This is a genomic window from Sagittula sp. MA-2 (assembly GCF_030126985.1).
Taxonomy (GTDB): domain Bacteria; phylum Pseudomonadota; class Alphaproteobacteria; order Rhodobacterales; family Rhodobacteraceae; genus Sagittula.
Genome location: NZ_CP126145.1, coordinates 2,803,229 through 2,816,154, shown reverse-complemented (window position 1 = coordinate 2,816,154; position 12,926 = coordinate 2,803,229). Strand labels below are relative to the sequence as shown.

General features: G+C 65.9%; 13 protein-coding genes. 12 read left to right on the top strand and 1 reads right to left on the bottom strand.

What is annotated here, in order from left to right:
• Positions 1–5 precede the first annotated feature (5 nt).
• The 7 genes from QNI11_RS13695 to QNI11_RS13665 all read left to right on the top strand — a co-directional run bounded on the left by QNI11_RS13695 (position 6) and on the right by QNI11_RS13665 (position 6,262).
• Entirely contained in the window at positions 6–983 is a 978-nt protein-coding gene (locus QNI11_RS13695) for a TRAP transporter substrate-binding protein (RefSeq protein WP_283980551.1), read from the top strand.
• 76 nt (positions 984–1,059) lie between these two features.
• Positions 1,060–1,581: a TRAP transporter small permease gene (locus QNI11_RS13690; RefSeq protein WP_100930043.1), complete on the top strand. Its 522-nt coding sequence runs from the start codon at positions 1,060–1,062 to the stop codon at positions 1,579–1,581.
• Positions 1,582–1,671: 90 nt separating this feature from the next.
• Positions 1,672–2,952, top strand: a complete 1,281-nt coding sequence (locus QNI11_RS13685; protein WP_283980550.1) for a TRAP transporter large permease — start codon at positions 1,672–1,674, stop codon at positions 2,950–2,952.
• Positions 2,953–2,962: 10 nt separating this feature from the next.
• Positions 2,963–3,274: a cupin domain-containing protein gene (locus QNI11_RS13680; protein WP_283980549.1), complete on the top strand. Its 312-nt coding sequence runs from the start codon at positions 2,963–2,965 to the stop codon at positions 3,272–3,274.
• Between the two features lie 9 nt (positions 3,275–3,283).
• A complete protein-coding gene (gene kduI, locus QNI11_RS13675; protein ID WP_283980548.1) occupies positions 3,284–4,111 on the top strand; it encodes a 5-dehydro-4-deoxy-D-glucuronate isomerase in 828 nt (275 codons plus the stop codon).
• A complete protein-coding gene (kduD, locus tag QNI11_RS13670; RefSeq protein WP_100930047.1) occupies positions 4,108–4,842 on the top strand; it encodes a 2-dehydro-3-deoxy-D-gluconate 5-dehydrogenase KduD in 735 nt (244 codons plus the stop codon). The genes kduI and kduD overlap by 4 nt, the downstream gene beginning before the upstream one ends.
• The gene (locus QNI11_RS13665) at positions 4,820–6,262 is read left to right on the top strand and encodes a mannitol dehydrogenase family protein (protein ID WP_283980547.1); all 1,443 of its coding nucleotides are present in this window, start codon (positions 4,820–4,822) and stop codon (positions 6,260–6,262) included. Before kduD ends, QNI11_RS13665 begins: the two co-directional genes overlap by 23 nt.
• A gap of 44 nt (positions 6,263–6,306) precedes the next feature.
• On the opposite strand, the gene QNI11_RS13660 is transcribed toward QNI11_RS13665, so the two are convergent.
• Positions 6,307–7,119, bottom strand: a complete 813-nt coding sequence (locus QNI11_RS13660) for a helix-turn-helix domain-containing protein (protein ID WP_283980546.1) — start codon at positions 7,117–7,119, stop codon at positions 6,307–6,309.
• Positions 7,120–7,310: 191 nt separating this feature from the next.
• Here QNI11_RS13660 and QNI11_RS13655 point away from each other — a divergent pair, with 191 nt between their 5' ends.
• From QNI11_RS13655 to QNI11_RS13635, 5 genes are all read left to right on the top strand, one after another.
• Positions 7,311–8,684 (top strand): alpha-galactosidase, encoded by a 1,374-nt coding sequence (locus QNI11_RS13655; protein WP_283980545.1) that lies wholly within the window; start codon positions 7,311–7,313, stop codon positions 8,682–8,684.
• Positions 8,684–9,568, top strand: coding sequence for a carbohydrate ABC transporter permease (locus QNI11_RS13650; protein ID WP_100930051.1), 885 nt, complete (start codon positions 8,684–8,686; stop codon positions 9,566–9,568). The genes QNI11_RS13655 and QNI11_RS13650 overlap by 1 nt, the downstream gene beginning before the upstream one ends.
• A 64-nt stretch (positions 9,569–9,632) precedes the next feature.
• The gene (locus tag QNI11_RS13645) at positions 9,633–10,481 is read left to right on the top strand and encodes a carbohydrate ABC transporter permease (RefSeq protein ID WP_373418447.1); all 849 of its coding nucleotides are present in this window, start codon (positions 9,633–9,635) and stop codon (positions 10,479–10,481) included.
• Complete coding sequence (locus QNI11_RS13640) at positions 10,481–11,635, top strand: ABC transporter ATP-binding protein (RefSeq protein ID WP_283980543.1); 1,155 nt, start codon at positions 10,481–10,483, stop codon at positions 11,633–11,635. The genes QNI11_RS13645 and QNI11_RS13640 overlap by 1 nt, the downstream gene beginning before the upstream one ends.
• The gene (locus QNI11_RS13635; RefSeq protein ID WP_283980542.1) at positions 11,632–12,894 is read left to right on the top strand and encodes an ABC transporter substrate-binding protein; all 1,263 of its coding nucleotides are present in this window, start codon (positions 11,632–11,634) and stop codon (positions 12,892–12,894) included. Before QNI11_RS13640 ends, QNI11_RS13635 begins: the two co-directional genes overlap by 4 nt.
• The last annotated feature ends 32 nt before the right edge of the window (positions 12,895–12,926 follow it).

The following is a 12,926-nucleotide window of genomic DNA, read 5'->3' as shown; positions in this document are numbered from 1 at the left end:
CTGACATGAAAATGAAGACAACCCTAGCGGCGCTCTTGGCGTCCGCGGCCATGGTGAGCGCGGCCAATGCCTGCGAGATCACCCTGCGCTCGTCCGACACCCACCCCGAGGGCTACCCGACCGTGGTCGCCGTCGAGAAGATGGGCGAGATGCTGGAAGAGCGCTCTGACGGGCGCATCTGCGTCGAGGTGTTCCACTCCGCCCAGCTTGGCGAGGAAAAGGACACCATCGAGCAGACCCAGCTGGGCGTGATCGACCTGAACCGCGTCTCGCTCGGACCGTTCAACAACATCATCGAGGAAACCAAGGTCTTCTCGCTGCCCTACATCTTCCGCGGCACGGACCACATGCACGCGGTGGTCGACGGCGAAGTGGGTGAGAAGATCCTGAACGAGTTCCAGAACCACCAGCTCGTGGGCCTGGCCTATTACGACGGCGGCTCGCGGTCGTTCTACAACAGCCAGAAGCCGATCACCTCGATCGAGGACATGGAAGGGCTGAAGTTCCGCGTCATGCAGTCCGACGTCTTCGTGGACATGGTGGATGCGCTCGGGGCAAACGCCACGCCGCTGCCCTATGGCGAGGTCTACTCCTCGATCCAGACCGGCGTCATCGACGGGGCCGAGAACAACTGGCCGTCCTTCGAATCCTCGGGCCACTACGAAGTCGCTGGTTACTACACGCTCGACCAGCACCTGATCGTGCCGGAAGTGCTGGTCATGTCGCAGGCGTCGTGGAACAAGCTGTCGCCGGAAGACCAGGAGCTGGTGCGCCAGGCCGCCAAGGACAGTGTGCCGATCATGCGCGAGCTCTGGGCCGAGCGCGAGAAGGCCTCCGAAGAGAAGGTCCGCGCCGCCGGTGTCGAGATCATCGAGGACATCGACAAGCAGCCGTTCATGGACGCCATGAACGCGGTCTACGACAAGCACGTGACCTCCGAGAAGCTGAAGTCGCTGGTCGATGAGATCCGCGCTGTCGAATAACTGACATCCCGGCGGGCCTGCCTTTGTGCAGGCCCGCCTTTTTTCGGGGGCGGGGCGGACCCGCGGGGGACCCATCATGCAAGAGACTGTGCTGAAACTGTCGGCGGTCGTCGCTCGGGCGACGAAGGTCTTCCTGTGGCTGGCGGGCGCCGGGCTGGTGGGCATGACGGCGCTGATCGGCTGGCAGGTCTGGGGCCGTTTCGTACTGAACGACACGCCTACGTGGACCGAGACGACCTCCATACTGCTGATGGGCTGGTTCATCTTCCTCGGTGCCGCGGTGGGCGTGCGCGAGGGCAACCACCTGTCGTTCGACGTGCTGCTCTACATCCTGCCGGAGCGCGTGCAGAGGTTCTTTCACACCGTCTCGGACCTCGTGGTCATCGCCTTCGGCGGCGGCATGGTCTGGTACGGCTGGCAACTGGCCGAGACGACATGGGCCACCACGATCCCGAACCTCGGGATCACCGGCGCGACCTCGTTCCTCAGCCTGATCGTCGGCGGCATCCTGATGATCCTGCTGTCGCTGGAGCGGCTGCTGAGACGCTCGGTCGGGCTGGCCACGTCGCGGTTCGGTGACGACGCCATAGAGGAATGAGCCGGCAGCGGCCGGACGAACTGGCCCCGCGCGGGCATGGGAATTCGCCCTGAACGGGCAGGGGGCCGCGGCCCCGGCGAGGGAAACTGCATGGAACTGATCGTCCTTTTCGGCACCTTCACGGTGCTCCTGCTGATCGGCACGCCGGTCGCGTTCTGCCTCGGTGTGTCGTCCTTCGCGACCATCGCCTACATCGGCCTGCCGCCGGTGGTGGTGTTCCAGCGGCTGAACTCCGGCATCTCGGTCTTTGCGCTGCTGGCCATCCCGTTCTTCATCTACGCGGGCGAACTGATGGTGCGCGGCGACATCGCGCGAAGGCTGGTGGCGCTGGCAGGGGCCGCGGTCGGGCACATGCGCGGCGGGCTGGGGCAGGTGAACATCGCCGCATCGGTCCTGTTCGGCGGCATCTCGGGCTCGGCGGCAGCGGACGCCTCCGCCATCGGCGGCCTGATGATCCCGCAGATGGAGGAACGCGGCTACGGCAAGGACTACGCGGTGAACGTGACGGTGACCTCCTCGATCATCGCGCTGATGCTGCCGCCCTCGCACAACCTGATCATCTATTCGATCTCGGCGGGCGGGCGGCTGTCCATCGCCGACCTCTTCACCGCCGGCATCATCCCCGGGCTGCTGCTGGCCTTTGCGCTGATGGTGGCGGCATGGGCCGTCGCAAGGAAGCGCGGCTACCCGACAGAACCTTTCCCCGGCGCCCGCGCCATGCTGGGCCTGCTGCTGAGCGCGGTCCCCGGTCTGATCCTCGTGGCGATCATCTTCGGCGGCGTGCGCTCGGGCGTCTTCACCGCATCGGAATCGTCGTGCATCGCGGTGATCTACGCGCTGGCGGTGACGTGGTTCGTCTACCGCTCCCTGCCGTGGGGAGAATTCGTTGCGGCGACCATGTCGGCGGTCCGGACGTCTTCGATGGTGCTGCTGGTCATCGGATCGGCGGCGGCCTTCGGCTGGCTCCTTGCCTACCTGCGCGTGCCCGCCGACCTCGTGTCCTGGATGAAGGGGCTCAGCGACAACCCGATCCTCATCATGCTGCTCCTGAACGTGGTGCTGCTGTTCCTCGGCACCTTCATGGACATGTCGCCGCTGATCGTCATCACCACGCCGATCTTCCTGCCGGTCGCCACGGCCTATGGCGTCGACCCGGTGCAGTTCGGCATCATCCTGATCCTCAACCTGGGCATCGGCCTCTGCACGCCGCCGGTGGGGGCGGTGCTGTTCGTCGGCTGTGCCGTGGGCCGCATCCGCATCGGCGAGGTGATCCGCACGATCTGGCCGTTCTACCTCGCCTCGCTCGCCGTGCTGATGCTGGTGACCTATGTCCCGGCGCTGTCGCTCTGGCTGCCCGCCGTCTTCCGATAGGAGAACCCCAATGCTGAAGACCTATCCCCGCGCCTTTCCCGATCCCGGTGTCACCCGACAGGTCCTGTCGGAGCGGCCCGAACTGATGGTCGTGTCCTTCTGTTTCGAGGAAGGCGCCGAGGGCAAGCTGCACGACCATCCCCACATCCAGTCCACCTATGTGAAGGCAGGCAAGTTCCGGTTCCAGGTGGCGGACGAGGTGTTCGACGTCCGGCCGGGGGACAGCTTCGTGATCCCCTCCGGCGCGCGCCACGGCTGCATCTGCCTCGAGCAGGGCGAGCTGATCGACACCTTCACACCCCGACGCGACGATTTCCTGTAAGGAGAAGACATGACGACCAACGCCGAAACCCGCTATGCCATCGACCCGGCCACCACCAAGGGGCTGGACACGCAAGGCCTGCGCGATCATTTCCACGTCGGCGGCCTGTTCGCGGAAGGCGAGATCAAGCTGGTCTATTCGCATTACGACCGCCTCATCCTCGGCTCTGCCGTGCCGGTGTCTGGCCCGCTGGTGCTCGACCACGTGCCGGAGACCGGGACGGCCACGATCCTCGAACGCCGCGAGATGGGCATCCTCAACATTGGCGAGGCCGGGACCGTCGAGGTCGGCGGCGAAAGTTACACCATCGGCAAGGGAGAGGTCCTTTACGTCGGCATGGGCTCCGGCGCCGTGACGTTCAACGCGCCGGGACGGTACTACGTGCTGTCCGCGCCCGCGCACCGTGCCTGCCCGACCAAGCTCGTGACCTTCGAGATGGCCCGCCACGTCGAGCTGGGCGCGCAGGAGACCAGCAACGAACGGACGATCCACCAGTTCGTGCACCCCGAGGTGGTCGAAAGCTGCCAGCTTGTGATGGGGTACACCCAGTTCAAGCCCGGCTCGATCTGGAACACCATGCCCTGCCACCTGCACGACCGCCGGATGGAAGCGTATCTCTACTTCGACATTCCCGAAGGGCAGCGCGTCTTCCACTTCATGGGCAAGCCCGAAGAGACCCGCCACATGGTCATCGCCAACGAAGAGGCGATCATCTCTCCGCCGTGGTCGATCCACGCGGGCGCGGGCACTTCGGCCTACACCTTCTGCTGGGCGATGGCAGGCGACAACGTCGACTTCACCGACATGGACATGGTGGCGATGGAGGACCTGCGTTGAGTTTCCGGATCGACGGCAAGCGGGCGCTGGTCACCGGCGCCAACACCGGCATCGGCCAGGCCATCGCGGTGGGGCTGGCAGAGGCGGGCGCGCACGTGATCGCCGCCGGCCGCCGCTCCTGCGCGGAGACGGTCGCGGCCTGTGAGGCTGTGGGCGGCACGGCCGAGGAGCTGATGCTGGACCTCGCCGACATCGACGCCTGTGTGGCGGCCCTGCCGGACGACCTCGACATCCTCGTGAACAACGCGGGCATCATCCGCCGCGAGGACACGGTCGACTTCTCGGAGGCGGACTGGGACGACGTGATGGACGTGAACCTCAAGGCCGTCTTCATGCTGTGCCAGCGGTTCGCGAAGAACGCCCTAGCGCGCGACGCGGGCGGGCGGATCGTCAACATCGCCTCGCTCCTGTCCTTCCAGGGCGGCATCCGCGTGCCGTCCTACACCGCCTCCAAACATGGTGTCGCGGGCCTGACGAAGATCTTCGCCAACGAATGGGCCGCGAAGGGCATCAACGTCAACGCCGTGGCCCCGGGCTACATCGCGACCAACAACACCGAGGCGCTGCGCAACGATCCCGACCGCAGCAAGGCGATCCTCGACCGCATCCCGGCGGGCCGGTGGGGCGATCCGGAGGACATCGCCGGGGCAGTGGTCTTCCTCTGCACGCCCGCGGCGAAGTACGTGACCGGCGCGGTCCTGAACGTGGATGGAGGCTGGCTTGCCCGATAGGCTGAAGCGGACGGGCGATGCGCCCGAGGTCGGCATCGTGCATCTTGGCCCCGGTGCGTTCTTTCGGGCGTTCAACGCGATCTACACCGACGAGGTGCGCGGCGACGCGCCATGGGAGATCTGCGCCGTCTCGCTGAAGTCGCCGACCGCGCGCGACCAGCTCATGCCGCAGGGCGGCGCCTACACGGCGGTCGAACTGGGGCCTGAGGGCGAGGTGCGGCGCGTGATCGGTTCCATCGCCCGCGTACTGGTGGCGCCGGAAGATCCGGCGGCGGTGGTCGACGCCATGGCCGATCCCGCGGTCAAGATCGTGTCGCTGACGATCACCGAGAAGGGCTATTGCCACAACCCCTCCACCGGGGCGCTGGACCCTGCGCATCCCGACATCGTGCACGACCTCGAAAACCTAGGCGCGCCGCGGTCTGCGGTGGGCTTCATCTGCGCCGCGCTGGACCGCCGCCGCACGCAAGGCGAGGCACCCTTCACCGTGCTGAGCTGCGACAACCTGCCGTCGAACGGCGTGCTGGCGAAAGGTGTCGTGCTGGACTTCGCCCGCCGCGTCTCGCCGGAGCTGGCCGACTGGATCGCTGCCGAGGTGCCGTTCCCGGCGACCATGGTGGACCGCATCACGCCCGCCACGACGGAGGCTGACGTGTCCCGGTTGGCTGAGGCGGAGGGCTATGAAGACCCCGCCATGGTGGTGCACGAACCCTTCCGGCAATGGGTGATCGAGGACCGTTTTGCCGCTGGCCGCCCGGACTGGGACAAGGCCGGGGCGCAATTCGTGGAAAGCGTCGAGGCGCACGAGCTGATGAAGCTGCGCTGCCTGAACGGCACGCATTCGACGCTGGCCTATCTGGGTTACCTCGCCGGGCACGAGACGATCTCTGACGCGGTGGCCGACCCGGTCTTTGCCGCGATGTGCGAACGGCTTTGGGCGGAGGAGATCCTGCCGACCGTGCCGCAGCCCGAGGGCGAGGACCTGCCGGCCTATGCCGCAGCACTGCTGGAGCGGTATCGCAACCCCGCGATCCGCCACCGCACGTGGCAGATCGCGATGGACGGCTCGCAGAAGTTGCCGCAGCGGCTGCTCGGCACCATCCGCGATAATCTGCAGGACGGCCGGGTCCCGACAGGCCTGTGCCTCGCCGTGGCGGGGTGGATGCGCTACGTGGGTGGCGTGGACGAGAAGGGCGCCACCATCGACGTGCGCGATCCGCTGGCAGACCGGCTGAAGGCCGCCTCCGACGGCGCGGTGACCCCGGAAGAAAAGGTCGCGGCACTTCTGGCGGTGCGCGATGTCTTTGACGAGGGTTTGGCCGGGAACGCGGCGTTTCGCGATGCGGTGACGGCGGCCTACGTGTCGCTGGCCGGGAAAGGCGCGCGCGCCTCGGTCGCGGATTACCTCGACGGCAAGTGAGCGGGGCGGGCTTCGGCCCGTCCCTTACTCAGTCGGGGCGGCGTCTACGGCCTGCGCCCGGTTTCGCGGTAGACGGAGGGGCTGGCGCCGAGGTGGCGCTTGAACATCCGGCTGAAGAAATACGGGTCGGTATATCCCAGTTCCGCAGCCACCGCCTTGACCGACAGGCCCTGGCCCAGGCGGTTGGCGGCGAATTCCATCCGCTTGCGTTCCCGGAACTTCTGCGGCGTCAGGCCCATCCTGTCGCGAAAGGCGCGGCGGAAGTAATCCTCGTTGTAGCCGAGGCTCTGCATGGCTTCCTCAAGGGCGGCCCCCAGCGGGTCGGAGGACAGGCGCGTGGCCACCCGCATGATCTGGATCGACAGGTGATCCTGCGAATCCGGTGCGGCATCCTCCACCTTCCAGCCGAGAAACGCATCCTCCAGCACCGCCAGCAGGAGAACCATGAACTGGTGGTGCTGGATCAGCGTGGTGCTGCCGTGGGGCACCGTGGCGTGGTAGTCGGTCGCGGTGTGGCGCAGGCTGTCCCAGCGGCTGAGCCGCACGGACGGTGCAAGGTCGAGCTGCCCAATCAGGTCGCCCCGACCGAAGAGATCGAGCGAGAAGTGCTGCGCGATGCCGGTAAAGGTTGCCTCTCCCCCTCCATGGCGCCCGCGGAACCTTGTCCACGCCGGGATCAGCATGGCATGGCCGGGGGTCAGCGTGACCTCCGTCCCGTAGTCGCCCAGCACGTACTTTCCCGCACCCGACAGACAGATCACGAGGTCATGGACCGGGTTCACCTTGTCGATGGACCAGCGCGGGCCGTGGCGCATGCGGATCGTCGAGCGGGCCAGCGTCAGGGACAGGGACCGCATCGGAATGTGCTGAAGTGGCGAATGTTCGATTTCATCCATCATTTTCTCGGAATACCAGCATTCCGAACGGCTGACTAGCATATTACTGTGATTCAACGGCGGCGAAAATCCAGAGGAGTGGGTGAATCGGTGCCTTTCCAGAGGAGGAGTTGCGAGTGTGCACGTAACGCGTGTGACCTTGCAGAGACGACATGCACAAATCCGGAGACACACTTCCCGTCAGGATCGCCTTCGTGGGCGGAGGGTCGCTGAACTGGGCGCTGACGCTCATGGCCGATCTGGCAGAGGACACGCGGCTGGCGGCAGAGGTCAGGCTTTTTGACATCGACCCGACTGCCGCCGAACGCAACGGCCGGATCGGCGCGCGCTACGCGGAGGTGTCGAAGGGCACGCCCGCGACCTACCGTGCCTGCCGCTCCCTGCCTGAGGCTCTGGAGGGGGCCGACGTGGTGGTGATATCGATCCTGCCGGGCCGGTTCGAGGACATGGGCCACGACATCGCCATCCCCGCGCGCTACGGGATCGCGCAGGCCGTGGGCGACACGGTGGGACCGGGCGGGTTTGTCCGGGCGATCCGGTCGGTGCCGATGCTGGCCGAGATCGGGCGGGCCGTCCGCGACCATGCGCCCGAGGCGTGGGTCTGCAACCTGACCAATCCGATGAGTTGCCTGACCGGCGCGCTCTACGCGGCCTTCCCTGCTATCCGGGCCTGGGGCGAATGCCACGAGGTGACGAAGATCCGCCGGCAGGTGGCGGCGCTGGCCGGGGAGGGTGCCTCGCACCGCGATGTCGAGGTCTCGGTCGCCGGGATCAACCATTTCACCTTCGTCACCCGCATCGCTTTGTACGGGCGCGACATGCTTCCCGACTACCGCGCCTGGGCAGAGGCGCACCGCGAGCACGGTTCCTTCCTGACCGAACCCGGCAAGGACGAGGAGCACGCCCGCTACTTCGGCAGCCGTTGCCGGGTTGCATTCGACCTTGGCGCGCGCTTTGGCGTGCCCGCCGCGGCAGGCGACCGGCACTTGGCGGAGTTCCTGCCCGGCTATCTCGACGATCCGGAACGCTGGGGCTTTGCCCTGACGCCGGTAGAGTACCGCATCCGCGACCGCGCCACGAAACAGGCGCGGGCGGAGGCCTTGGCGGAAGGGCAGGGGACGCCCGCCGCCAGACGCTCGGACGAGGCGATGGTCGATCAGATTGTCGCCCTGAAGAGCGGCGCGCCCTTCGTCAGCAACGTCAACCTGCCCAACACCGGGCAGATGCCTGGCCTGCCGCTTGGCGCGGTGGTGGAAACCAACGCCATGTTCTCCGGCCTCGGCATCGTGCCGATGGTGGCCGATCCCTTGCCCGCACCACTCACGGACATCCTGCGGGACCATGCGGACCGGCAGACGGCGCTTGTCGGCGCGGTCATGGAAGGGGACGGCGGGGCGCTTTTCCCGCTGTTCCATTCCGACCCGCTGGTGCGCCACCTCGACACCGCCACGGCCCGCGCGATGTTCGCCGAGATGCTGGCGGCGACGGCACAGTGGCTGCCGGACAACCTGCGGGGGGCGGCCTGATGGGCGGAGACAGCAAGTTCCTCGGGCTGTGGTTCGTCGCGCCCTACATCATCGGGCTGGCGCTGTTCACCGCCTTCCCCTTCGTCGCGTCCTTCTACCTCAGCTTCACCGACTATGACCTGCTGAGCAGTCCGGAGTGGGTGGGCACGAAGAACTACGAGAAGCTGTTCACCCGCGACCGGACCTTCGACAAGTCGCTGAGCGTGACGCTGACCTATGTCGCCATGACCGTGCCGCTGAAGCTGATCTTCGCGCTGTTCATCGCGGTGGTGCTGAACTACCGGCTGCGCGGGATCAACCTGTTCCGCACGGCCTATTACGTGCCGTCGATCCTTGGCGGCTCCATCGCGATTGCCGTGCTGTGGCGCTACATGTTCGCCAACACGGGTCTCGTCAACATGGTCCTCACGGGCCTTGGGTTCGAAGCGGTCAATTGGTTCGGCGATCCCGACAACGCGCTGATCACGCTGACCCTTCTGCGCTGCTGGCAGTTTGGGTCGGCCATGGTGATCTTCCTCGCCGCGCTGCAATCGGTGGACAGGTCGCTCTACGAGGCGGCGGCCATCGACGGGGCGAACCCCTGGCACATCTTCCGCTACATCACCCTGCCGCTCATCACGCCGGTGATCTTCTTCAACCTCATCATGCAGACCGTGCAGGCGTTCCAGGAGTTCAACGGACCCTACATCATCACCCAGGGCGGACCGCTGAAGTCCACCTACCTGCTGCCCCTCTACATCTACGACGAGGCGTTCAAGAGCTTCGACATGGGGTATGCGTCGGCCATCGCCTGGGTGCTGTTCGCGATCATCATGGTGCTGACCCTCCTGGCCTTCTGGTCCTCGAAGAAGTGGGTCTACTACGCCGGCGACAAGAGGAGCTGAGCATATGGTTTCCCTCTCGGACCTGCCCGACACCACCCGTGACGACGCGCCGACCCAGCTGGAGATCCGGCTGCGCCGCAAGGCCCGGATCAACTCCGCAATCCGCTACGGGCTGCTGATCCTCGTGGGGCTGGTGATGATCTACCCGCTGATCTGGCTGATCGGCGCCTCGTTCAAGACCAACTCCGAGATGTTCTCCTCGGCGTGGTTCTGGCCGAAGGAGCCGACGCTCGACGGCTATGTCAAAGGCTGGCAGACCTCGACGCCCTACACCTTCGCCACGTTCTTCATCAACTCGATGCAGATCGTGATTCCGAAGGTGATCGGCACGGCGGTCTCCTGCACGCTGGTGGCTTACGGCTTTGCCCGTTTCCAGTTCCCGGGCAAGAAGGTGCTCTTCACCATCCTGATCGCCACGCTGCTGCTGCCCGACGTGGTGACGCGCATCCCGCAGTATCTGCTGTTCCGCGAATTGGGCTGGCTCGACACCTACCTGCCGCTGTTCGCGCCCTCGTGGCTGGCTGGCGATGCGTTCTTCGTCTTCATGGTGATCCAGTTCCTCCGCGCCATCCCGCGCGAGATGGAGGAGGCGGCGCGCTGCGACGGGGCGAACGTGGTGCAGACGCTGGTCTTCATCGTGGTGCCGATGCTGATGCCCGCGATCATCTCTGTCTGCCTGTTCCAGTTCATGTGGACGATGAACGATTTCCTCGGCCCGCTGATCTACGTCTCGACCGTCGAGAAATACCCTATCTCGCTGGCGCTCAAGCTGTCCATCGACGCGACCGAGGCCTTCGACTGGAACCAGATCCTCGCCATGACGGTGCTGGCGCTGACGCCCTCGCTGGTCGTGTTCTTCCTCGCTCAGAAGTCCTTCATCGAAGGCATATCCACGGGAGGTGTGAAAGGCTGATGGCCGAGTTGCATCTGAAGGGGGTCGAAAAGACCTACGGCAATGGCTTCAAGGCGGTGCACGGGATCGACCTGCACGTCAAAGAAGGCGAGTTCATGGTGCTGGTCGGCCCGTCCGGCTGCGCCAAGTCCACGACGCTCAGGATGATCGCGGGGCTGGAGACGGTGACCGGCGGCGAGATCGTGATCGGCGACCGGGTGGTCAACGACCTGGTGCCCGGCAAGCGCGGCATCGCGATGGTCTTCCAGAACTACGCGCTTTACCCGCACATGAAGGTGCACCGGAACCTGTCCTTCGGGCTTCGGCTGAAACGCGAACCGAAGGCGCAGATCGAGGCGAAGACGGCGGGCGTTTCCACGATCCTCGAGATCGGCGAACTTCTGGACCGCCTGCCCAAGCAGCTTTCCGGCGGGCAGGCGCAGCGGGTGGCACTGGGGCGCGCGCTCATCAAGCAGCCCGAGGTCTTCCTGTTCGACGAACCGCTGTCCAACCTCGACGCCAAGCTGCGCGCCTCCATGCGGGTGCGGATCACCGACCTGCACAAGCGCCTGAAGGACGAGGGCAGCCCGGCCACCGTCATCTACGTGACCCACGACCAGGTGGAGGCGATGACCATGGGCGACCGCATCTGCGTCATGAAGGACGGCCATATCATGCAGGTGGCCACCCCCGAGGAACTGTACGAACGTCCGGCGAACGCCTTCGTCGGCGGGTTCATCGGGATGCCGGAGATGAACCTGGTGGACGCCGTGCTGACCCGCGAGAACGGGCTGCCGGTGCTCACGGCAGGCGGGCAGAGCGTGGCCGTCCCGCAGGGGCTGGACGACCGGCTGGAGGTGGCGAACGGTCCGGTGACGCTGGGCATCCGCCCGCAGCACCTTGAGGTCGTGCCCGAGGGCGCGGCGGGCGCCTTCACCGGCGAGGTCAGGAACCTCGAATTCATGGGGCACGAGGTGAACCTTTTTGCCGACATCGGCGGAGCGATCTTCACCTGCGTGGTCCCCTCGCACCTCTTCGACAAGGGGCTGAAACGCGGCGACCGCGTCGGCCTGCGCCCGAAGGGGCACCGCATCCACGTCTTCGACAAGACCACCGGCGGGAACGTCTCGCTGGCAAGACCAACACCGGAGTTTCAAGGGAGGAGAACCGCATGAAACGACATATCCTGACGATCGCGCTTGCGACGACGGCACTTTGCACGACTGCCAATGCCGCAGAGCTGCGCATGAGCTGGTGGGGCGGCGACAGCCGTCACGCCGCCACGCAGGAGGCCCTGAAGGCCTGCGGCGAAAAGCACGGCCACACCATCAACCCGGAGTACACCGGCTGGGATGGCCATTTCGAGAAGCTGACCACGCAGATCGCCGGCAAGACAGACGCCGACATCATGCAGGTCAACTGGCCGTGGCTGCCGATCTACTCGAAGAACGGCGACGGTTTCGCCGATCTCAACGCGTTTTCCGACACCATCGACCTGTCGAACTGGGACGCCTCGCAGCTAGAGGACGGCACCCGCAACGGCAAGTTGAACGGCCTGTCCGTGTCCACCACCGCGCGGCTTTTCGTGTTCAACACCACCACGTGGGAGAAGGCGGGGCTGGAGCTGCCGAAGACCTGGGACGACCTTGTCGCCGCTGGTCCGGTCTTTGCCGAGAAGCTGGGCGAGGACTATTACCCGTTCGAGGCCACGGCGCTCGACGCGGCGCTGATCGTCACGCTCTACGGCACGCAGATGACCGGCAAGCCGCTGATCGACCCGGCCACGAACGAGGTCATGTGGACAGAGGAAGAGCTGACGAAGGCCATCGAGTTCTATGGCACGCTGGTGGAGAACCACGTCGTGCCCAAGTGGCAGGACGTGGCGGCGGCGGGCAACGTGCCGCTCCACGAGAACCCGAACTGGACCGCTGGCAAGATCGGCGGCACCTACCAGTGGGATTCCACCTTCTTCAAGATCTCCGATCCGCTCGAGGACGGGCAGGAGATCGTCTACACCGACCTGCTGACCATGGACGGCCAGAAGACGGCGGGCGTCTACCGCAAGTCGTCGATGGTCTTCTCGATCTCGGCCAATTCGGACAACCAGCAGGCGGCGGCGGAAATCGTCAACTGCCTGCTGAACGAACCCGAAGGCGTCGAGGCGCTTGGCTCCACCCGCGGTGTCCCGGCGTCGAAGGCGGCGATCAAGCAGCTTTCCGACGCGGGCGCCATCGCGCCGATGCAGGTCGAGGCGCAGGACCGCGTCATGGCCGCCGAAGGCCCGGCGATCCACCCGATGATGGAGTTCCCGGACGTCCGCTCGGCCATGGAGGACAACCTCGAACTCTACGCCTACGGCGAGATCGACGCGGCCACGGCGGCGGACGAGATGATCTACGCCATCAAGGAAGCGCTGGAGGACATGGGCTCCTGACCCCTGGCTTTCGACGACAGGGCTGGCCGGGG